Source organism: Amycolatopsis sp. NPDC054798, from assembly GCF_053611505.1.
The window spans coordinates 1-21,033 of the sequence record NZ_JBSHAM010000120.1 but is presented as its reverse complement, the minus strand read 5'-3'; the positions used below and the strand labels follow the sequence as shown (position 1 = coordinate 21,033).

Annotated in this window: 20 protein-coding genes; 7 read left to right on the top strand and 13 right to left on the bottom strand. The window is 69.7% G+C overall.

The features are described from left to right. The first annotated feature begins 198 nt into the window (after window positions 1–198). The gene (locus ACWGIC_RS40145) at window positions 199–969 is read left to right on the top strand and encodes an ABC transporter permease (RefSeq protein WP_452081186.1); all 771 of its coding nucleotides are present in this window, start codon (window positions 199–201) and stop codon (window positions 967–969) included. On the opposite strand, the gene ACWGIC_RS40140 is transcribed toward ACWGIC_RS40145, so the two are convergent. Together ACWGIC_RS40140 and ACWGIC_RS40135 are read right to left on the bottom strand one after the other, a co-directional pair. Continuing rightward, window positions 945–1,631: a histidine phosphatase family protein gene (locus tag ACWGIC_RS40140; protein WP_452081185.1), complete on the bottom strand. Its 687-nt coding sequence runs from the start codon at window positions 1,629–1,631 to the stop codon at window positions 945–947. The genes ACWGIC_RS40145 and ACWGIC_RS40140 overlap by 25 nt on opposite strands. Before the next feature lie 18 nt (window positions 1,632–1,649). After that, complete coding sequence (locus tag ACWGIC_RS40135) at window positions 1,650–3,527, bottom strand: Na+/H+ antiporter (protein ID WP_452081184.1); 1,878 nt, start codon at window positions 3,525–3,527, stop codon at window positions 1,650–1,652. Between the two features lie 60 nt (window positions 3,528–3,587). Here ACWGIC_RS40135 and ACWGIC_RS40130 point away from each other — a divergent pair, with 60 nt between their 5' ends. Then, entirely contained in the window at window positions 3,588–5,000 is a 1,413-nt protein-coding gene (locus tag ACWGIC_RS40130) for a carboxylesterase/lipase family protein (RefSeq protein WP_452081183.1), read from the top strand. Between the two features lie 43 nt (window positions 5,001–5,043). Here ACWGIC_RS40130 and ACWGIC_RS40125 read toward each other — a convergent pair whose 3' ends face one another. The 4 genes from ACWGIC_RS40125 to rnhA all read right to left on the bottom strand — a co-directional run bounded on the left by ACWGIC_RS40125 (window position 5,044) and on the right by rnhA (window position 9,169). Beyond that, complete coding sequence (locus ACWGIC_RS40125; protein WP_452081187.1) at window positions 5,044–7,683, bottom strand: glycosyl hydrolase 2 galactose-binding domain-containing protein; 2,640 nt, start codon at window positions 7,681–7,683, stop codon at window positions 5,044–5,046. Window positions 7,684–7,838: 155 nt separating this feature from the next. After that, on the bottom strand, window positions 7,839–8,213 hold the full coding sequence (locus ACWGIC_RS40120; protein WP_452081182.1) for a YchJ family protein: 375 nt from the start codon (window positions 8,211–8,213) through the stop codon (window positions 7,839–7,841). Then, on the bottom strand, window positions 8,210–8,563 hold the full coding sequence (locus ACWGIC_RS40115; RefSeq protein WP_452081181.1) for a DUF1801 domain-containing protein: 354 nt from the start codon (window positions 8,561–8,563) through the stop codon (window positions 8,210–8,212). The genes ACWGIC_RS40120 and ACWGIC_RS40115 overlap by 4 nt, the downstream gene beginning before the upstream one ends. Window positions 8,564–8,689: 126 nt before the next feature. After that, complete coding sequence (gene rnhA, locus ACWGIC_RS40110; RefSeq protein WP_452081180.1) at window positions 8,690–9,169, bottom strand: ribonuclease HI; 480 nt, start codon at window positions 9,167–9,169, stop codon at window positions 8,690–8,692. A gap of 92 nt (window positions 9,170–9,261) precedes the next feature. Between rnhA and ACWGIC_RS40105 the strand changes: the two genes are divergently transcribed. Further along, window positions 9,262–10,047, top strand: coding sequence for a DUF1684 domain-containing protein (locus tag ACWGIC_RS40105; RefSeq protein WP_452081179.1), 786 nt, complete (start codon window positions 9,262–9,264; stop codon window positions 10,045–10,047). Window positions 10,048–10,376: 329 nt separating this feature from the next. On the opposite strand, the gene ACWGIC_RS40100 is transcribed toward ACWGIC_RS40105, so the two are convergent. Next, window positions 10,377–10,877, bottom strand: a complete 501-nt coding sequence (locus tag ACWGIC_RS40100) for a hypothetical protein (RefSeq protein ID WP_452081178.1) — start codon at window positions 10,875–10,877, stop codon at window positions 10,377–10,379. A 98-nt stretch (window positions 10,878–10,975) separates the two neighbouring features. Between ACWGIC_RS40100 and ACWGIC_RS40095 the strand changes: the two genes are divergently transcribed. Next, window positions 10,976–11,398 (top strand): Dabb family protein, encoded by a 423-nt coding sequence (locus ACWGIC_RS40095; protein ID WP_452081177.1) that lies wholly within the window; start codon window positions 10,976–10,978, stop codon window positions 11,396–11,398. Here the strand turns inward: ACWGIC_RS40095 and ACWGIC_RS40090 are convergent. The 4 genes from ACWGIC_RS40090 to ACWGIC_RS40075 form a co-directional block, all read right to left on the bottom strand. Continuing rightward, window positions 11,385–12,392 (bottom strand): amidohydrolase family protein, encoded by a 1,008-nt coding sequence (locus ACWGIC_RS40090; RefSeq protein ID WP_452081176.1) that lies wholly within the window; start codon window positions 12,390–12,392, stop codon window positions 11,385–11,387. The two genes, ACWGIC_RS40095 and ACWGIC_RS40090, sit on opposite strands and share 14 nt — an antisense overlap. A gap of 198 nt (window positions 12,393–12,590) precedes the next feature. Continuing rightward, a complete protein-coding gene (locus ACWGIC_RS40085; protein ID WP_452081175.1) occupies window positions 12,591–12,995 on the bottom strand; it encodes a hypothetical protein in 405 nt (134 codons plus the stop codon). A 146-nt stretch (window positions 12,996–13,141) separates the two neighbouring features. Beyond that, on the bottom strand, window positions 13,142–13,732 hold the full coding sequence (locus ACWGIC_RS40080; protein WP_452081174.1) for a TetR/AcrR family transcriptional regulator: 591 nt from the start codon (window positions 13,730–13,732) through the stop codon (window positions 13,142–13,144). A gap of 120 nt (window positions 13,733–13,852) precedes the next feature. Next, window positions 13,853–14,530: an MBL fold metallo-hydrolase gene (locus ACWGIC_RS40075; RefSeq protein ID WP_452081173.1), complete on the bottom strand. Its 678-nt coding sequence runs from the start codon at window positions 14,528–14,530 to the stop codon at window positions 13,853–13,855. A gap of 78 nt (window positions 14,531–14,608) precedes the next feature. Here ACWGIC_RS40075 and ACWGIC_RS40070 point away from each other — a divergent pair, with 78 nt between their 5' ends. Next, entirely contained in the window at window positions 14,609–15,439 is an 831-nt protein-coding gene (locus ACWGIC_RS40070) for a YwqG family protein (RefSeq protein ID WP_452081172.1), read from the top strand. A 3-nt stretch (window positions 15,440–15,442) separates the two neighbouring features. Here the strand turns inward: ACWGIC_RS40070 and ACWGIC_RS40065 are convergent, their stop codons facing one another. Continuing rightward, on the bottom strand, window positions 15,443–16,147 hold the full coding sequence (locus ACWGIC_RS40065) for an RNase H family protein (RefSeq protein ID WP_452081171.1): 705 nt from the start codon (window positions 16,145–16,147) through the stop codon (window positions 15,443–15,445). Between the two features lie 337 nt (window positions 16,148–16,484). On the opposite strand from ACWGIC_RS40065, the gene uvrA reads away from it, so the two are divergent. Further along, window positions 16,485–19,346: an excinuclease ABC subunit UvrA gene (gene uvrA, locus ACWGIC_RS40060; RefSeq protein WP_452081170.1), complete on the top strand. Its 2,862-nt coding sequence runs from the start codon at window positions 16,485–16,487 to the stop codon at window positions 19,344–19,346. A gap of 424 nt (window positions 19,347–19,770) precedes the next feature. Here uvrA and ACWGIC_RS40055 read toward each other — a convergent pair whose 3' ends face one another. Continuing rightward, window positions 19,771–20,445, bottom strand: a complete 675-nt coding sequence (locus ACWGIC_RS40055) for a fibronectin type III domain-containing protein (RefSeq protein WP_452081169.1) — start codon at window positions 20,443–20,445, stop codon at window positions 19,771–19,773. Window positions 20,446–20,566: 121 nt separating this feature from the next. Here ACWGIC_RS40055 and ACWGIC_RS40050 point away from each other — a divergent pair, with 121 nt between their 5' ends. Then, window positions 20,567–21,028, top strand: a complete 462-nt coding sequence (locus ACWGIC_RS40050) for an SRPBCC family protein (protein WP_452081168.1) — start codon at window positions 20,567–20,569, stop codon at window positions 21,026–21,028. The last annotated feature ends 5 nt before the right edge of the window (window positions 21,029–21,033 follow it).

Genomic DNA, 21,033 nt, shown 5'->3' with positions numbered 1-21,033 from the left:
CCTTGAGGGAATCAGATTCCCTCAAGGAGCCCTTCACGGACAACGTGCATTGCTTGCCAGGCCAGCTGGGGAACTTCGCGCATCCGTTGCCGCCCTCGACGGCGGCGCCGGGTTTGAGCAACGCGCCGCCCGCCGCCTGGTCAGGGCTGCAAGGCCCGCCCCGCCGCGCCGCACTCCGGCCTGCGGCAGGATCGCACCGTGAACGGTGCGATCGGATTCGGGCCCGCGCTGATCGCCGTGCTCGCGGTGCTGGCGCTCGCGGGGGCGGCCGTCGTCCGGTTCGGGCAGCTCGGGCAAGGGCGCGCGGTGCTGATCGCGGCGGTCCGCGCCGTCGCGCAGCTCGCGCTCGTCTCGCTGGTCATCACGGTCATCCTGCGTTCGGGCTGGCTGACCGGGCTGTTCGTCCTCGTGATGTTCTCCATCGCCGCCGCGACGTCCGCCAGCCGGATCGGCGGGCCGCGGCGGATCGGGTGGGTCGCGCTTTCGCTCGCGTCCGGCGTTCTCCCGGTGCTGGCGCTGGTGCTGGGTTCCGGGGTCGTCCCGGCGAAACCGATCGCCGTCGTGCCGATCGCGGGGATCGTGATCGGCGGTTCGATGACCGCGACCTCGCAGGCCGCCCGCCGCGCGCTCGACGAGCTCAAGCAACGCCACGGGGAGTACGAAGCCGCGCTCGCACTGGGGTTTCTGCCGCGCCAGGCCGCTCTGGAGATCTGCCGTCCGTCGGCGGGACACGCGTTGATCCCCGCGCTCGACCAGACCCGGACGGTCGGCCTGGTGACGTTGCCGGGCGCGTACGTCGGCGTCCTGCTCGGCGGGGCCAGCCCGCTTCAAGCCGGTACTACGCAGGTGCTGGTGCTGATCGGGCTGCTGGCCGCGCAGTCGGTCTCGGTGCTGGTGACCGTGGAACTCGTCGCGGCGGGGTTCCTCCGCCGCGACGAGCGCGTTCAGCCGAGCGGAGCGGCCAGGTGAGACCGGTCGTTGAACCCGCGGACGAGCCAGTTGTCGCCGTGCACCACGAGGTGGGAGATCGAACCGTTGTCCGCGCCCAGGAAGGCGAACCGCTCCAGCGCGCGGCTGGCCTGGGCGAACACCTCGCCGATCACGCCGCCGTGGGTGAACACCGCGACCCGCTGGTCCGGATGCGCGGCGGCGATGCGCGTGAGCGCGGCCCGGATCCGGAGGCCGAACGCTTCGTCGGATTCCGCGCCCGGCAGGACGTCCCAGCGCTGCTCTTCCCACAGCTTCCGCGCCAGCGGATGCCCCTCGGAGGTGTGCTTGCGGAACAGCCCGTTTTCCCATTCGCCTAGGTGGATCTCGCGCAGATCCGGTTCGACGACTGGGGTGAGGCCGAGCTTTTCCGCCAGCGGCGCGGCCGTCTGCGCGGTGCGCCGCAAGGTGGTCACGTACAGCGCGTCGATGCGTTCGGACGCCAGCCGTTCGCCTACGCGCGCGGCGTGGTCGCGGCCTTCCGGCGCGAGGTCCGGGTCGGCCTGGCCGTCGACGAGATCGAACGGCGCGCTGAGCCGTTGCGGCATCGATTCCCCGTGGCGCACCAGGAAAATCTCGGTGGCGCCCGAGGGCGGGCTGAAGCGGTGCTGGCGGTACTCGACTTCCTGTTCGGGCGTGCTCATGCCCCGACCCTAACCGGTTCAGCCAAGCTGTTTGTCCACGAAGCACCAGCGCCACGTCTCGCCCGGTTCGAAGCTGCGCATCACCGGGTGCAGGGTCTCGTGGAAGTGCTGCGAGGCGTGCTTGCCCGGCGACGAATCGCAGCAGGCCACGTGCCCGCATTTGAGGCACATCCGCAGGTGCACCCACGTCATCCCGGCCTCGACGCATTCGGCGCAGGAATCCCGGGTGCTGGGTTCCTTGTCCGGCCACTCGTGGCTGAGGTGCTTGCACGACCCGGCCGTGGCGGCGGGGGTGCTGAGTTCGCGTTCGGCCACCGGGGGTTCCTCCTCTTCGCGGTCGAGCATGGATTCTTCGATGTCGAGCCGGGCCAGCACCCGCCGCAGCACGGCGTCGTCGGCAGTAGCGCCGTCTCGCGCCTTCAGGAACACTTCGCGTTCGGCTTCCAGCAGTTGCACGCGAAGCCGACGGTAAGCGTCGCTTGGGGTTTCGGCGAGCGTGCTCTGCCGTCCGAGCTGTTCCCACGCGGCGTCGGACCGGCCCTGCAACCGGTCGCGCAGCCGTTCGATCACCTCGGGCGGGTCTTCCGGACGGCGCAGTTCTTCGAGTTTCGCGAGCGCGGCCCGGGTCATGTCGTGCAGTACGGCGGCTTCCTGCAGCGCGTCCTCCGCCGGGTCCGGACGAGGCAGCCGCAGTCGGCGGATCAGCGGCGGCAGCGTCATGCCCTGCACCACGAGCGTCCCGGCCACCACCACGACCGCGGCCAGCACGAGCACCGCCCGCTGCGGGGTGTCCGCGGGCAGCACGAACGCCGCGGCGAGCGTGACCACGCCGCGCATCCCGGCCCACGCGATCACCGCCGAGTAGCGCCACGGCCACACCTTGCCGCGCTGGAGGCCCAGGCCGTTCAGGACGCGTTTCACCACCCCGATCCCGGCCATCCAGAGCATCCGGGTGAAGATCGTCGCGGCGAGCACCGCGACGCAGATCCCCACGAGCTGCCCCAGCGACAGCCCGCTCTTCCCGACCTCGTGCAGGATGCCCCGCACCTGCAGGCCGATCAGCAGGAAGACCATGTTCTCCAGCAGGAACTGGACGGTCTCCCAGTTCAGCCTGCTGGCCAGCCGCGACGGGCCGGACTGGATCCGCGGCGTCTGGTGCCCCTGGATGAGCCCGGTGACGACCACCGCCAGCACGCCGGATCCGTGCACCGCTTCAGCGAGCAAGTAGGCCGCGAAGGGAACCGCGAACGACAGCGCGGTGTCGGTGAGCGTGTCTTCCAGCTTCGCGCGGACGTACGTCACGATCAGGCCGACGAGGAAACCCACGACGATCCCGCCGACGGCCGCGAGCAGGAAGTCGAGACCGACCTGCCACAAGCTGACCGCGCCGGCGATCGCCGCGATCGCGGTGCGCAGCGCGACGAGCGCGGCGGCGTCGTTGAAGAGGCTTTCGCCCTCCAGCAGCCGGACGAGTTTGCGCGGCATCCCGACGCGCCGCGCGACCACGCTCGCCGCCACCGCGTCCGGCGGCGCGACGACCGCGCCCAGCGCGATCCCGGCGGCCAGCGGCAATCCTGGCACGACCAGCCAGGTCACCAGCCCGACCCCGAAGGCGGTGAACACCACCAGCCCGACCGACAGCAGCGCGATCGGCCCGCGCAGCTTGCGGAACGCGACGAGCGACGTCTGGATCGACGCCGAATACAGCAACGGCGGCAGCAGTCCGATGAGGACGATCTCCGGGTCCAGTTCGTACTGCGGCACTCCCGGGATGAACGACACCCCGACGCCGACCGCGACCAGGCACAGCGGCGCCGACCAGTCCATCCGGCGCGCGACGACGGTCACCAGGAGGACCGTCAGGACCAGCGTCACCAATTCCGCGGCGATTTCCACCGGACAATCATCACCCGCGGCTTCGGAGCACGCGCGGGGGCCAGCGTTAGGCTGCCGGTCGTGACGACGGTGGAGACGCGGGCCGGTGCGGTGCGCGGCGAAGTTCGGGACGGCGCGGGGGTTTTCCTGGGGGTGCCGTTCGCGGAACCGCCGGTGGGGGAGCTGCGGTTCCGGCCGCCGGTGCCGGTGGCGTCGTGGACCGGGGCGCGCGACGCGACGGAGTTCGCCGCCAAAGCCCCGCAGCCCGACGTGACCGGGAAACGCTTCATCGGCGACGAAGACTGCCTGTACGTCAACGTGTACGCGCCCGAAGCGCCTGGCTCCTACCCGGTGCTGGTGTGGATCCACGGGGGCGGCGGGTTGCTGGGTGCGCCGCATCAGTTCGACGCCTCCGCGTACGCCCGCCACGGCGTGGTTGTCGTGACTGTCGGGTACCGGCTCGGGGTGCTCGGCTTGCTCCGGCTGCCCGGGGTTTCCGAGGGAAATCTCTCGCTGCACGACCAAGTGCTGGCGCTGGAATGGGTCCGCGACAACGTGGCCGCGTTCGGCGGCGATCCGCGGCGGGTCACGCTCGCCGGGCAGTCCAACGGGGGCCGGACGGTCGGGACGTTGCTGGCGGTCCCGGCGGCGCGCGGGCTGTTCAGCCAGGCGATCGTGCAGAGCGGCACCGGGGTCGGTTCCGTCGTGCACACTCCGGCCGAGGCGGAGGACGTCGGCGAGGCGGTGCTGGAGGAGCTGGAAGGCGCGGATCTGTCCGCGCTGCCGGTCACGGAGATTTTGGCGGCGCAGCAACGGGTGACGGCTCAGCTCGGCACCATGGTGCCGTACCGCGTCGTGGTCGACGGGGATCTTCTGCCCCAGCGGCCCGGCGAAGCGGTCGCGGACGGTGTCGCGCGGGAGGTCCGGATCCTCACCGGGACCACGGCCGACGAGCAGGACCTGTTCTCCTGGCTGCAAACCGGCGGCGCGAAACTGCTCGGCACCGGCTCGACGATGCTCGAACCGGACGTCATCGCGCGGATGACCGAGGCGTACCGGGAGCTGCTGCCGGACTGGCCGGAAGACCAGCTGGTGAACCGCGTCCGCACGGCGGGGGACTGGTGGCTGCCGGCGATCCGGCTCGCCGAGACCCAGCACGCCGCGGGCGGCACGGCCTGGATGTACCGGCTGGACTGGCGGATCGCGCCGCGCGGGCGGGGCCTCGGCGCGGCGCACGGGGTGGACCTGCCGTTCGTGTTCGACGACGTCCGCAACCCCAACTGGCGCTTCCTGTTCGCCATCGCGCGCCCCGATCCGGAGCGGATGCGGGCGATGGCGAAGGAGATGTTCGAAACGTGGGTCCGGTTCGTGGCGACCGGTGATCCGGGATGGGCGGCGTATGTGCCGGGGGAGCGGGTGACGCGGGTGTTCGACGACGTCAGCGAGACGGTGTCGGATCCGGATGCGGAGCAGCGGCGGCTGTGGGGCTCGTGAGTGGCAATCACGGTTAGCACCGCGATTGCCACTCACGAGGCACTTAGCCGCGGACGGTCTGCGTGCCGGTGTTCCAGCCCGCGACCCGCACCGACGGAGCCGAGCCGTGCAGGTCAGCTGTGCGATAGGTAGCGGTAATCGTCACCGACTCACCTGGCCACAGGCTGACTTGGTTGTCCGACCAGGACACCGGGAGCACCGGCGTTCCCGCGCTGTCCACCATGTGCGTGTCCACCATGAACGCCGGGGTCTTGCCCGACGAGGTGTTGGTGAGCTTCACCGTGGTGACAGTGGTGCCGTCCGGACCCGGCGCGGAGGTCGCCGTGGTGGCCACCTTCGCCGCGCCCAGCTTCGACAGCCCGGACAGGTCCGCGTACGACGACGTCGGCGTGTAGTACCAGTCCGACTTGCTCCAGTTGAGCTTGTCGTCCTTGGTGGACAGCCAGTACACGTTCCGGCTGACCTCCTTGCCCGCCGAATCGGTGAGCACCAGCTTCGCCAGGTAAGTGGACGAAAGCCCGCTGACCGAACCGATGTCGAGCGCCTTCGCGTGCGCGCCGCCGCCGTTGACCGACAGGTCCTTCTTGGTCTTCGAGAACTTCTTCGTGCCGTCGGTGTTGAACAGCTCGACGCTGGCGGTCAGCCCGGAAGCCTTCTTCGTGGTGGAGTTGACCACCTCAGCCGACTTTGTGTCGTACGAGTACTGGATGTGCAGCGGCTCGTTCGCCTTCTTGGCCCCGAAGTAGGAGCCGTTCTGGTCGAGGTAGGCGTCGAACAGCTGCCAGTGCAGCGACGTCCAGCCGCTGTTGAGCATCCAGTAGATGAGCCCGGTCGACGGGTCCTTCGAGTCGGTGAAGTTGCGGGAGTGCGATTCGAACTCCGCGCGGACGTTCTCGTACTGCGCCAGCTGTGCCTTGCGGACGAAATCGTCCAGGCTGGACGGCTTGCCGTAGCGGCCGGCCAGCGCGTCGCCGAAGATCTTCAGGTTGGCGAAGGTCTCCGATTCGGAGCGGTGGTACTGCGGCGCGGACGGGTTCTTCCAGAGCGTTTCCAGCTCGGCGGGCGTCATCATCCGCTTGAGCGTGTCCATCGTCGGGATGTCCGGCCCGGCGCTGGTCTCGGAGTTGAAGTTCCACGCGCCGCCCGCGTCCTTGTGCGCCTTGTCGTACCAGTAGTTCGGCGGGACGTAGTCGTACGGGCCGTTCATCTTCATCCCGGACGGGCCGAGCTTCGGCGACGCCTTGGCCGAAGCCGCGGAGATCACCGCCGCGGGCCAGTCCGCCGCGGACAACGCGTCGAGGTAGCCCTTTTCGATCCGCGCGTTGGGCGCGAAGTCGCTGCCGATGTGGAAGGACAGCACGCTCGGGTGGTCGCGCAGCCGCTCGGCCTCGGCGGTCATCGACGCCTTGGCGACCGGGTAGTCCGCTTCGGTCCACGGCTCGCCCTTCTCCTCGCCGTTGACCTGGCCTTCCCATTTGTCGCAGCATTCCCAGCCGGGCATGGTGAGCACGCCCATCCGGTCCGCGAGGTCGAAGAACGCGTCGGGTTCGATGTGGCCTTCGAGCCGCACCGTGTTGAGCCCGAGGTTCTTGACGTAGGCGAGCTTGTCCGCCGCCCGGCCCGCGTCCCAGCGCAGCAGCAGGTCGGGGGACCAGCCGCCGCCCTTGATCATCAGCGGCTTGCCGTTGACGACGTACTGCCGCCCGCCGCTGGGGTTCAGCGGAGCCTTGACGTCGCGGATGCCGAAGCTGGAGTGGCTCGCGTCGGACGTGGTCCCGCCGACGCTCGCGGCGAGGTCCAGCTGCTGCATCGGCTGTCCGCCCATGCCGGCGGGCCACCACACCTGCGGCTTGTCGACGCCGATCACCGGGAACGAGACCGTCTTCTTCTCGTGCGCGGCAAGGGAAACGTCCTGGCTCACCGGCTTGCCCGCGACGGTGCCGGAGACCGTCGCGCGCACCGGCGAGTCGGAGTCGTTGCGGACGTCGGCCTTCGCCGTGAGGTCGGCGTGGTCGAGCGCGGGCACGTTCAGCTTCGTGACGACGTGCGCGCCGCGGAGCGCGACCGGCCCGCTGTGCCGGACGACGACCTCGCGCGCGAGACCCATGTTCTGGTCCGGCGGGGTCTGCGCCCAGTCGATCCAGCCCATCGACAGGTCGTTGTTCGGGTCGTTCGGGTAGACCTTGAACGCGACGCTGTTGACGCCCTCGTGCACCTGCTTGGTGACGTCGAGGTCGTGCCGGGTGTAGGGGCCGTTGACCTCGTCCTTGGTCGCGACGCGGGTGCCGTTGACCCAGACGTCGGCCTTGGACAGCACGCCGCTGACGTCGAGGTAGGTGCGCTGGGACGGGTCGGCGACCTTGATGTCGGCGCGGTACCACCACGGCACCTTGAAGTCCGCGGCCGGCACGTTCTTCATGTTCGTGGAGTAGAACGGGTCGGAGTAGCGGCCGTTGGCGAGCAGCCCGGCGTAGACCGTCGACTGCGAGCCGACCGGGTACCAGCCCTTGGTTTCGAAACCGGGCTTCGACACCGAGGCGTCGTCGGCCACCTTGGCCGAGGACTGGATCAGGTAGCCGGGAATCGCGGCCTGGCCGGGTTCCGGCCCGGCCGAAGCGGCTCCGGCGACGCCGGGGATCAGCGCGGCGGTCAGTGCGGCGACTGCTAACAGCCGTCCGGGCATTCTTGGCCGGCGTGGGGTCACGAGCGGTCCTCCTCGGGCTCCTGGCGGCGGCGATTGTTAGTAAAGTTCCTTAACGATTGCCGGTGATAGTAGCCGTCCGGAGCGCCCGGGAACAGACCTCGACGGGGGCTTTTCGCCCGATTTTCCCCTGGTGGTCAGAGCGCGTCGACGTAGTACCAGCGGCCGCCCTCGCGGACGAAGCGGCTGTTCTCGTGCTGCGACTCGTCGTGGCCCTGGTAGCGGTAGTGCGCGCGGAACTCGACGGTGCCTTCGTTCTGCAGCAGCGAGCCGCCGGTGTGGCCGAGGATCTCCAGCCGGGTCCACTCCTGCGCGGGATCGAGCCGAAGCCGCTTCGGGCGGGTGTCCGGATGCCAGGTGTCGAGGAGGTAATCGGGCTCCCCGACAGCGAACGCGCAGTAACGCGACCGCATCAGCCGCTCGGCAGTGGGGGCGTGCTGGTCGCCGCGGTGGAAGCGGCCGCAGCAGGCGGCGTAGGGCTCGGGGAGTCCGCAGGGGCAGGGGTTCGTCACGCCGCCGATTCTGTCTCCAGCGCGAGAGCCTGCTGCACCCAGGCGGTGATTTGCGAGCTGTCGACATCCTCGGCGCTGCGCAGCTTCACGTGCGCCATCTCGCGGGCGCTCGGTTCGAGGCTGCCGCCGGTGAGCAGCTGGCCGCGCCAGAACGCGAGCGTCACGTATGAGCTGTACGCCTTTGCGAGGCAGACCGGGTTTTTGCCTGCCTTCCAGGTGGGCGCGCCGTGGTAGAGCGCGGCCGGGTGCGGCATCGCGTCGTCGAGCGCGGGCAGCAGGACGGCGTAGACCTCGTGAAGCGCCTCAGGCTGGGCGGCGACGTACTCGGCGACGGTCGTGAACTTCGGCATGGCTGGTTTCCTCTCGGCTTTCTGTGCTGCCGAGCCTGCCTGCCGAATGTTCTTCTTGTCAAGAACAATTTTATTGTCGGTTGGACACGATCTACCGGCCCGGTCTGGTCCTCGTGCGGTTTCGCCTCAGCCGCGAGCGCGGCGCACCCCGGCCGCGGCGGCTTCCTGCGACCCCTTGACCGCGAGCTTGTCCGCGCGCTCGTTCTCCGGAAGGCCGGCGTGCCCCTTGACCCACAGCCACTCGACCTCGTGCCGCTCGCAGGCGGTGTCGAGGCGCTGCCACAGGTCGGCGTTCTTGACCGGCTGCTTCGCCTGCGTCTGCCAGCCGTTCTTCTTCCAGCGGGGCATCCACTGAAGGATGCCGTTGCGGACGTACGTGCTGTCGGTGTAGATCCGCACCACGGACGCGCGGGTGAGGCTTTCCAGCGCGCGGATCGGAGCCATCAGCTCCATGCGGTTGTTGGTGGTGACGGTGTCCTCGGCTCCGTACAGCTCGCGCTCGTGCTTGCCGTAGCGCAGCAGCGCGCCCCATCCGCCGGGTCCGGGATTGCCGCTGCACGCGCCGTCGGTGTAGATCTCCACGGCTTGTTCCGTCTGCTCCGCCACCCGGGCGACCCTACCGTTCTCACGTGCTGGGAGCCGGAATGCCCTGCCGGGGCCGGTGTTGTGCGGAGGACACGAACGGAAGGGATCCGGACATGGCGGTGGAGTTCGCGCAGGCGTGGCAGGACTGGAAGGCGGAGCGGGAAAAGACGCTGGCCGATCCGTACGGCTGGCTGGCGCTGGTGTCGCTCGACTGGCTGGAAAACTCGCCCCGGACCTACCCCGGCCTGCCCGGCCGATGGTGGCAGGACGCCGAAGCGGCGTACGTCGATCCGGATGGCGCCGACCTCCGCCACGACGGCGCGGTGCTGACGGACGTCCACCGCTTCGAACTGGAGAACAGCGGCGCGGGCACCCGCGTGACGGCTGGCTCGGTAGAGATCGAGATCGCGCGCCGGTCGGGTTACCTGATCCGCGTGCACGACCCGAAAGCCCCAGTGCTGCACGACTTCCACGGCGTGCCCGCGTATGACCCCGACGAGGCGTGGGTCCTCACCGGCCGCTTCGAGCCGTTCGACGAGCCCCGGCCCACGACGGTCGGCGCGGTCGTGGAAGGACTGTCGCATGTCTACACCGCGCCTGGCCGGGTCGTCTTCGAGCGCGACGGTGTCGAGCACGCGCTCACCGCGTTCAACGGCAAGACCGGCGGCTACAGCATTCTTTTCACCGACAAGACCAGCGGCGTGACGACCTATGCCGCCAACCGCTCCCTCCCGGTTGCCGAGGCGGCCGCGGACGGGACCGTGACGCTGGACTTCAACCGGGCGGTGAACCTGCCGTGCGCGTTCACGGACTTCGCCACGTGCCCGTTGCCGCCGGAGGGGAATCACCTGCCGTTCGCGGTGGAGGCGGGGGAGAAGCTGCCTTACGAGCGGCAGTGAGCCTGCGGCGTTCCTGATCGGATCGGCGCTGTCCCCGGCTGGAGCAGTTGCGGCGCTTGAGCGAGTGCCTAGCCGGGGTCGGTGCCTAGACGACGTCGAACCGGTCTTCCGGCCACTTCTTCGGCACGGCAGCCCCGAACGCGGGAATTTCCTCGTGCTGCCAACTGATCGGCGTCGGCTCGGTGCGCCGAGCTGCCGCTCCCTGAACGCCGCGAAAGCTGACCTTCGCCTACGCGCTCCCAGAAGCGGGCCGCACACGGAGGCGGCCGAATTCCCTTGGCAGACTTGGGATCTTTCGCATCCTCCCAGTACACAACCGGGCGAGCAGGTCATCCTCGGAGGTCGCGGTCGGCAGGCGGATGCCAGTCGCGATCAGGCCGCGGAAGGCGGCCGCTGCGCACGTCCAGATCGGCGCGGGCGTGCACGTAGAACTCGTCCCGTTTGGCGCCGATGACCTCGTAGAGACCGATGAAATCCTCGTGGCTCATCGCCTTGCCGCGGGCGACCCAGCTGAGCTTCCAGACCGCCTCGTGCCAGCGGCGTCCGGCGTCGACCGCGGCCGGCGAACCGAGGAGCAGCACGGTTTCCCATTTGACCGCGCGCTCGTTCTCGGCCTCCGCGAGGGCGGCCAACCCCTCTTCCAGATCGACCGGCAGCGCGCCAGCCGGGTAGTCACGGGCGGCGGCGATGCGGTAGGACAGCTGCGCGCACGACTTCAGCGCGGCAGCGTACTCGGCGTACGCGCCGAGTCGTTTGTCGTCCCACCGCGTCGAGTGCTGGCCGGGAAAACAGCTTATCGCCCCCTGCGGACGCGGATAGGCGATTTTCACCGACGCGAACGGCGAGGTGTTGTTGGCAATCTCGACACCGTCAGCAACCGGAAAAACGCTCTCGCCGGTTGAACATCCGCCCCGGAAAGGCAACCCTGATGATCCACCACGGCAACCGTTTCACGATCAAGCCCGGCACCGACCCGAACCTGGTCGAGGCGGCGCTGGAAAGCCTGCGCAACCAAGGGCGGGTCATCCCGTCCGTGAAATCGTTCGCCGTCGGCCGCGACTACGGCGGCGAGTACGAATGGGGCGCCGTTTTCGTGATCGACGACCTCGACGGCTACTGGGAGTACCTGGTCCACCCCGCGCACCTCGCCACCGACCGGATCGGGCTGCCGCTGGTCGACAAGTTCATGTCGTTCGACATCACCGACGACCCGGACCCGGAAACGGGCGCGAAGATCGCCGAACTGCACCAGCGCCGGTTCGACAGCATGGCCGACATCGCCGGGCTCGTTTCGGGTCTGGGCGAGTACATCGGCAGCGCCGCGCCCGGCACCGCGATCACCGAAGGGTGAAGACGCGCTCCGCGTTGGCGTGGCCGATCTTGGCTCGCTGCGTGCCGGACAACGGAGCGGACCGGAGGAAGGCCATCGCGTCGGCGGTGTCTTCGTAAGGGGCGTCGACGGCGAACAGAATGTTGTCCTCGCCGACCGCGTCCAGGGCGAGCGCGAGGACAGCCGGATCGTCGATGCCGCTGGTAGTGATGACGAAGTTGCGGCGGAAATACTCGCTCGGCGTGAGCCGGAGCTTCGGCATGGTTCCCGCGGCTCCCGGGATGCGGGCGGCGAAGGCGTGCCGGTTGTCGATGCGTTTGAGCCAGTACGGAATGCCTTCGCCGAGGTGTCCGAGCACGATCGTGAGGCCAGGGTGGCGGTCGAACACGCCGCTCAGGATGAGCCGCATGGCGTGCAGGCCAGCTTCGGCCTGGTAGCCCCAAACCGCGGCCTGCATTCCGTACGCGTCGTAGGGCGCCAGCATGCTCGGGAACCGTGGGTGCAGGTAGATGGGCGCCTTCGCCGCTTCGGCCGCTTCGAGCAGCGGGGCGAAGCGTGGCTCGTCGAGGTACTGGCCTTCGGTGTGGGAGTTGATCATGATCCCGTGCAGCCCCAACGGCCCCATGACGCGCTCGATCTCGTCTGCGGCGGCGGCCGGGTCTTGCGGGGCCACTGTTCCGAGGGCTCCGAACCGGTCCGGGCGCTGCCGCACGAGGTCGGCGAGAGAGTCGTTCACTGAGCGGGCGAGCGGGACAGCGTCGGCCGCGGGATAGGGCTGGACGCCGGGCGGATTGATGCTCAGGACAGCCATCGCCTGTCCCGCAGCGTCCATCGCGGCGACCCGCCCGTCCAGGTCGGTGAGCGCGGATCGCAGCGGTTCCCGGGCTTCAACTGTGCGCATGAGGCCGACTTCGGTCCGGTCGCCTTCGAAGACGTCGAGACGGTGTGCGGTGCTGAGGAAATGCTCAGTGGCGATGTGTTCCTCGACGGCGACGACGCGCGGGTGCTCGATCATTTCTCCATTGCACGGCTGGTGGCCGCTCGTGTCCAAGTCGCGTTCGGCATTGCGCGATGAGAGCGGGGAATGGATCGGTCCTCGCCGCTCGCGGCCGCCTGTCGTCGCAGACGGCCACGAGCGGCACTGTCGCTGCCGAATTCTCTTGGCGGGCTTGGGATCTCCGGATTCCCTGAGGGCGGCGGAGGATGGCGGGCCTCATCCGTCCCGCTTCACCCTCCGGGGGTCAATGAGTTGCGCACAGGCCTGTCGCCAGGTCCGTTCCTGATCGAACGACGGCGTCCACCAGCCGTTGCTGCTCAACAAACCCTCGTCGCGGAACCGCTTGATCACCTCGACGTGCGGCGGCCAGCGAACGAAGCCGCGCAGTGCTTCTTCGTCGCGCCAGATCGAGACCGAGCCGGTGCGGCCGAGCGTCGGCTGGCACCACAGCCACATACCGACGGCTCCGGGAAGCTCCGGCCAGCCGCGTCCGAGCCGGAACCCGGCCCGCGCGACCGCGAGCATGTCCCGGTGCCGATGCGGCCGGAATTCGGTGACCGCGACGAAAACCGGTTCGCCGCCGTCGCTCGCCGGGCCCGCTCTCCATCCGCTCCTCATCATGAGACGGCCTTTTCGCTCGCGGCGTCGAACTTCTCGCCTGCGGTGGTGTCCCGGGCCCGGTCGGCCGGTGGAGAGTTTTTAGAACGAACGATCGTGCTTTTATCAGGACAGAAACCAGTCATGCCGGATCCTTCGGTAGTGGCGGATTAGCTGGCGGCCCGAGCGGCGGCGAGCAGGTTTTCGAAGGCGTGCCGGGTCCTCGCCTCGGCAGAGGGCGCGGCCAGCAGCCGGTGCGCGTGGAAGAAGCCGAGCATCACGCCGTGCAGGTCGTGGGCGAACTGGTCCGGGTCGGCGTCCGGGCGGAACTGGCCCTCGCTGATCCCGGTGCGGAACATCTGCGCGACCGAGTCCGTGAAGTCGAGGTGGTCGCGCACCAGCTGGTCCCGGATCGGGCCGGGCTGGTCGTCGTATTCGGCGGAGGCGGACACGAAAAGACAGCTGGGGCCGCCTTCCCGGCCTGCCGCGAGCCAGTGCTCGAAAAGCGCGCGCACCCTGGCCTCGCCCCTCGGGGCGACCAGCGCCGGGCGCACGACCAGTGCGGCGAAAAGCTCTCTCGCGTGCGCGAGGACCTGGGCCTGAAGGGATTCCTTGGACTGGAAATGGGCGAACAGGCCGCTTTTCGACATCCCGGTGTCCGCGGCCAGCGTCCCGATGGTCAGCCCGGCGAGACCGATCCGGCTGGCGGTCGCGGCGGCCCGGTCCAGCACTGCCTGCCGGGTTGCCTCGCCCTTGTTCATGAACCCTTTCTAGCACGATCGTTCGTTTTTGGCACGAAACAGGGCTGGCTGGTTCGCCGCACTGACGGCAAACGGGGCCGCCCGGCACGCAGGCAGCCCCGTTGGGGGAACGTCGTCAGCTCACCAGCCGCGTTCGCGCCACTCCGCCAGGTGCGGACGCTGCTCTCCCAGCGTCGAGTCGTCCCCGTGCCCCGGGTAGAACCAGGTGTCGTCCGGCAGTTCGCCGAAGATCCGCGTTTCCACGTCGTTCAGCAGCGACGTGAAGTCCTCCGGCGACGACGTCTTCCCGACCCCGCCCGGGAACAGCGAGTCCCCGGTGAACAAGTGCCCGTGCCCCTTCGGATCCCGGTACAGCAAGGCGATCGACCCCGGCGTGTGGCCGCGCAGGTGGATCACCTCCAGCGTCGCCGCGCCGACCTTCAGCGTGTCGCCGTGTTCGACCAGGAAGTCCGGGGGGATGGGCAGCGGCTCCGCGTCCAGCGGGTGCGCCGCGGTGTTCGCGCCGTTCGCTCCGGCGACCGCGCCCAGCGCCTGCCAGTGGTCGGGGTGCTGGTGGGTCGTCACGACGGTGCGCAGCGCGGGCCGGTCCGGGCCGTGGCCGATCAGGTCGGAGATGCGCTCCGGGTCGTTGGCCGCGTCGATCAGCAGCGCTTCGTTCTCCTCGCGGCACACGAGCAGGTACGCGTTGTTGTCCATCGGGCCAACGGAGAGCTTGGTGATGGTGAGGCCGTCCAGCGTCCGGCGGGCGGCGTCGCCGCCCGGTTCGACGTGTCCGGTGTAGGTGTCGGCGATGTTCACGAGTCCCCACCGTAGCCGGATCACCCGCGCGTCGGCCACGCGGCCGTTTTTGTCGGCGCCTGCTGTCAAGATCTCCCCATGACCTCTTGGATGGACCCGCTCGCCAAGCTGGCGCGCGAGAATCTGCCGCCGGACGTCGCGCAGGCGTGGGAAACAGTGTTCCGGCCCGCGATCCGGCTGACTGCGGGCGGGAGCGGCGCGCGCGTCGGCTGTCTCGGCGGGAGCCCTGCACTGCCCGCGGACGCGGAATGGCCGGTCTGGCGGGGCGAGCTGCCGATGAACTTCGTCGCTTCGATCGACTGCGCGGCATTGCCTCGCGTGCCCGGCGGGATCGAGCTGCCCGAGTCGGGTTCCTTGCTGTTCTTCTACTGCGACGACTGGTTCGAGGCCGAGGGGCCGGTCGATCTGACCGCTCTCGGCGGAGTCGTGGTCGTCCCGGCCGGGGCCGAGACCGCCGAACGGGCCGCCCCGGAGGGAGTCGAGGTCTATCCGCGGCTGGAGGTGTCCGCGGAGATCACCGGCACCTTCCCGAATTCCCAGCAGGAGGTGCTGCGCCGCACGCTCGCCCGCGACGGGCTTCCTCTCTCCGACCCGGACAACTGGTCCGACGAGTTCTACGACCTCCTCCGGGAGTCGACGGCCGCGCCGTACCACCAGATCGGCGGCTGTTCCTGGCCGGTCCAGGGCCCGCCGGAGGACGAGGTAGCCGCGGCCGTGCTGCCGGAGGAAGCGTCCGATTCCGACCTCGCCGGCGAAGCGCTGCGCTGGGCCTTGCTCGCCCAGATCGACAGCGACGGCGACGCGGGCCTGATGTGGGGCGACGTCGGCGTTCTGTACTGGCTGATCCGCGAGGACGACCTCGCGGCGGGCCGGTTCGACCGGGTCCGGTGCGTCATGCAGAGCGGCTGACGGTCAGCGGCGGCGGTTCCGGTCCAGCCATTCCGTCGTGCAGCAGGATTCGCACGGTTCGAGTTCTCCCGGGATCACCGAGGCCCAGGCGATCCGGACGATCTCGTGCGTGTCGCGGCCCATCCGCGCCTGCCGCTGCTGGCCTCTGCGGAGCCAGTAGCAGTCGGCGTCGTTGTGGTAGGCGCTGCCGCCTCGCGTGCGGTAGCCGGTCGGCAGCACCCCGGCGTCGGCCTGGCGGCAGTCGGCACAGTAGGCCTTTGTCATGCCGTGCCTGCATTCGTCGTCCTCCGGCGGCGCGGGAGGACGCCCGGCGGGCCGCGCCGCAGCCGCGAGATCGGCGATTTCGGCGAGCTGCGCGCGGGCAGCCGGATCTTCGGCCGCCCGCCAGGCGATGCGGTGGCTAGCGGCGCAGGCGCGGAGCCGGGGGAGGAGGTCGTCATCGGACGATGGACCGCCCGGCTCAAGCGCGGTGCGGAGATGCTCGCTGTCGCTGTAGAGGTGCACCTGGACCGGTCTTTTCAGCCTTTCGAGCGCCTCGACCGCGGCGGTCAGCGCCATCCGGTCGGCGGTCGTGTCCGCCGCGCCGCCCGTCATCGACTTCCGGTGCTCGCCGTAGGCCAGCACGGCTGCCCAGCCTCCCGGGCCGGGCCGGTCGCCGCCGTTCCCGGCGGCATAGATCCGGACGGCCTCGGTGTCTTCGCTCCCCACTCCCCGAACGTAGCGGGCCGTTCCCCGGCCCGGCGGCGGCTCCCCGGAAAACGCCGTCCGCCGACCGGTTTCCCGGCCCGCGCACCCGGGCCGGGCGGCCGTCGCCGACCTGTATCGTGGAACCGGGCCAGCCCGCGCATCCGCTCTGCCGCGCGGGGCCTCCGACAGCGTCCGCGACCCGCCGCGGGCCGCTTCCCACGGCCCCCGGAGAGCGGAAAAGCCCAGGCAGAACACGTGCGGTCCGGTTTTTGTCGGTGGTCGTCCTTACCCTGGGCACGTCCGCCGGCACCGGATCTCCCGGCGGGCCACCGAGCAGAACGATGGAAGGGACGAAGGCGTGGCTGATCGCCTCGTTGTTCGCGGAGCGCGCGAGCACAACCTCCGCGGCGTGGATCTCGATCTGCCCCGCGACAGCATGATCGTGTTCACCGGCCTGTCCGGGTCGGGCAAGTCGAGTCTTGCCTTCGACACGATCTTCGCCGAGGGGCAGCGGCGGTACGTGGAGTCGCTGTCGGCGTACGCGCGGCAGTTCCTCGGGCAGATGGACAAGCCGGACGTCGACTTCATCGAGGGCCTCTCGCCCGCGGTGTCGATCGACCAGAAGTCGACCTCGCGCAACCCGCGGTCGACCGTCGGCACGATCACCGAGGTCTACGACTACCTGCGGCTGCTCTACGCCCGCGCCGGCAAGGCGCACTGCCCCAAATGCGGCGAGGCGATCAGCAAGCAGACGCCGCAGCAGATCGTCGACCAGGTGCTGGAAATGCCCGAGGGCACCAAGTTCCAGGTGCTCGCGCCGGTCGTGCGCGGGCGCAAGGGCGAGTACCTCGACCTGTTCCAGAACCTGCAGCAGCAGGGCTACGCGCGCGTGGTCGTCGACGGCACGGTGCACCCGCTCACCGACCCGCCGAAGCTGAAGAAGCAGGAAAAGCACCAGATCGGCGTGGTGATCGACCGGCTCACGGTCAAGACCAGCGCCCGGCAGCGGCTCACCGACTCGGTGGAAACGGCGCTGCGGCTGGCCGACGGCCTCGTCGAACTCGACTTCGTCGACCTCGACGAGAACGACCCGCACCGCGTGCGCGGCTTCTCCGAGAACCTGGCCTGCCCCAACGGCCACCCGCTGGCGATCGAGGACCTAGAACCGCGGTCGTTCTCGTTCAACTCGCCCTACGGCGCGTGCCCCGAATGCACCGGCATCGGCATCCGCAAGGAGGTCGACCCGGAACTGGTGGTGCCCGACGACGAACTGTCGCTCGCCGAGGGGGCCATCGCGCCGTGGGCGGGCGGGCAGAGCGCCGACTACTTCCTGCGCCTGCTGGAATCGCTGTCGGAGGCGGTCGGGTTCCGCATGGACACGCCGTGGCGGCGGCTGCCCGCCCGCGTGCAGAAGGCGGTGCTGCACGGCGTCGACGAGCAGGTGCACGTCCGCTACCGCAACCGGTACGGCAGGCAGCGCTCGTACTACGCGGCCTTCGAGGGTGTGATCCCGTTCCTGGAGCGGCGCCTCGAGCAGACCGACTCGGAGTACATGCGCGAGCGGTACGAGGGCTACATGCGCGAGGTGCCGTGCCCGGCGTGCCAGGGCACCCGGCTCAAGCCGGAGATCCTCGCGGTCACGCTGGAACACGCGACGCAGGGCGACCGGTCGATCGCCGAGGTCTGCGCGCTGTCCATCGCGGAGGCGTCGGAGTTCCTCGACGAGCTGGTGCTCGGCCCGCGCGAGGCGATGATCGCGGGCGCGGTGCTGAAGGAAATCCAGGCGCGGCTGCGCTTCCTGCTCGACGTCGGCCTCACCTACCTGTCGCTCGACCGCGCCTCCGGCACCCTGTCCGGCGGCGAGGCGCAGCGCATCCGGCTGGCGACGCAGATCGGCTCCGGACTGGTGGGCGTGCTGTACGTGCTGGACGAGCCGTCGATCGGCCTGCACCAGCGCGACAACCACCGGCTCATCGAGACGCTCACCCGGCTGCGCAACCTCGGCAACACGCTGATCGTGGTCGAGCACGACGAGGACACCATCCGGGCCAGCGACTGGGTGGTCGACATCGGCCCCGGCGCGGGCGAGCACGGCGGGCACATCGTGCACAGCGGCCCGTACAAGAAGATCCTGAAGAACAAGGAATCGATCACCGGGGCCTACCTGTCCGGGCGGCGGCAGATCGAGGTGCCGGCGATCCGGCGCCCGGTCGACAAGAAACGGCAGCTGACCGTGGTGGGCGCGCGCGAGCACAACCTGCGCGGCATCGACGTGTCGTTCCCGCTCGGCTGCCTCGTGTCGATCACCGGCGTGTCCGGGTCCGGCAAGTCGACGCTGGTCAACGACATCCTCGCGCAGGTGCTGGCGAACAAGCTCAACGGCGCGCGCCAGGTCCCGGGCCGCCACACCCGGGTCAACGGCCTCGGCCACGTCGACAAGCTGGTGCGCGTCGACCAGTCGCCGATCGGCCGCACGCCGCGCTCCAACCCGGCCACCTACACCGGCGTGTGGGACCACGTGCGCAAACTGTTCGCGGCCACCACCGAGGCGAAGGTCCGCGGGTACCAGCAGGGCCGCTTCTCGTTCAACGTCAAGGGCGGCCGCTGCGAGGCGTGCGCCGGCGACGGCACGATCAAGATCGAGATGAACTTCCTGCCGGACGTCTACGTCCCGTGCGAGGTGTGCAAGGGCGCCCGGTACAACCGGGAGACGCTCGAGGTGCACTACAAGGGCAAGACGGTGTCCGACGTGCTGGACATGCCGATCGAGGAGGCGGCCGAGTTCTTCGAGCCGATCAAGGCGATCCACCGGCACCTGCAGACGCTCGTCGACGTCGGCCTCGGCTACGTCCGCCTTGGCCAGCCCGCCCCGACCCTGTCCGGCGGCGAGGCCCAGCGCGTGAAGCTGGCGAGCGAACTGCAGAAGCGCTCCACCGGCAAGACCGTCTACATCCTCGACGAGCCGACCACCGGCCTGCACTTCGAGGACATCAGCAAGCTGATCGGCGTGATCAACGGCCTGGTGGACAAGGGCAACACGGTGATCGTGATCGAGCACAACCTCGACGTGATCAAGACGTCCGACTGGATCGTGGACATGGGCCCGGAAGGCGGCTCCGGCGGCGGCACCGTGATCGCCGAGGGAACGCCCGAACAGGTGGCGGCCACGGAGGGGAGTTACACCGGCGAGTTCCTCGCGCAGGTGCTGAACCCGGCCTGACGACCCTCGGCTCGACGCGGTTCGGGGCTCGTGAGTGTTCATGCCGGTTAGAACCGGTTTTAACACTCACGACCCTTACTGGGCCCAGTCCCGCCGCGCCACTCCCGGTCCGGTGCGGCCTGGCTCGGCTCGCGGTGCCGTGGTGCGGCCAGCGCCTGGCGGGTGCTCCCAGAGCCGGATCGACGGGCCTGGTGCCCCCGCCCGGGGCCTCGTGCACGCGGAGCGTGCTTGGCTGCCGCTGCACGATTTGCGGTGGTCGAGCACGGCTGAGCTTGGCGCGGGTTGCTGGCTCTGAGCTGGCGTGGTGCTGAGTGGATCGGCTTGCGCGGGGCCGGTTGGTCCGGGCTGAGCCGGCTGTGAAGCCGGGTCGGTCAGGCATGGTCTCGGGTGGTGCTGGCCTGCCGCGGTCTGTGCGGGGAGCAGGTCAGTCCTTGCCTGTCGTGCGTTCGACGACGGGGGAGAGCGGGCCGTAGGAAAGGGCGCGGATCCGGAAGGCCGAGCCCTGTTCGCCGGGCAGGAGGGACAGCGCGCACTGCGTCGCGTTCGGGTCGGTCACCTCGACCGGGGCGAAATCCGGGGTGCCCGGCCGACGGATCTCCAGCAGGAAACCGGCCTCGTCGGTTGAGCGGTCGGACCAGGCGAAGCGGATGTTCTGGTCCGCGGACGGCACCACCGTGAGGTGGGTCGGGGCGGCACCTGGTTGTCGCACGGACGCCGGGGCAGTCTCGCCGGGAGGCGGCGCGGCGTTGTCCGGAGGCGAAGCAGCGCTGGCTGAAGAAACGATCGCCGAGACTGGGCCGGAGAAAGAGCGGATTCGGTAGTAGAACGGTGTTTCCGGGATCAGATCCGGGTGAGTGTACGAGGTCTGGCCGGGCGGGAGGTACTGGAGCGCCGTCCACGGGCCGCCGGCGGCGTTGGCGTATTCCAGCAGGTAGCCCGCCGCTGCCGGGTCGGGTGGCCAGCGCAGGACGACGTTTGTCGGCGAGGTGAGGGTCGCGGTGAAAGCGGGGGGAGCGGCTGGGGCGGCTGGGGCGCTGCAGCCGGCGAGCATCGCGACGATGATGGACGCCGCGACGGCGGTGCGGGCGGGCACAGGCACGGCAAGCCTCCGAGGTGGTTCTGGCGGCGGCGTACCCAAGGGCGTGGGCAGCCTAGGAACGACAGTCAAGATCGACAAGCGTGCTTCCCGCTGATCGGCAACTCGGGAGAGAGGCGAGCGGATGATCCGTGAAAGCGCCGAGTATTCGTTCCGGAGCGTCTGGTGGCTGCCGACCTTGCCGGAGCGGGTGTTCGACGCGATCGTCGATCTGGAGGCGTATCCGCGGTGGTGGCCGGACGTCCAGTCGGTGCGCCAGGTGGACGACGACACCGCGCAGGTCGTCTGCCGGTCGCGGTTGCCGTACCGGATTGTCGTCGCGATGCGTCGGGAGCAGCAGGACGCGGCGGGGTTGCGGGTGCGGGTCCGGTTGAGCGGGGATCTCGACGGGGTGCTCGCCGGGGCGATCCACGCCGAGGGCGGGGGTGCCCGGCTGGAGATCACGCAGCGCGTCCGGGCGCGGAAACCGTTGCTGCGCAGGCTTGACGTGGTGGCCCGGCCGTTTTTCCGCGCCAACCACGCGTGGATGATGCGGCGGGGCCACCACGGGCTGGCCGGGTACCTCGTGAGTGGCGATGCCGGTTAGAACCC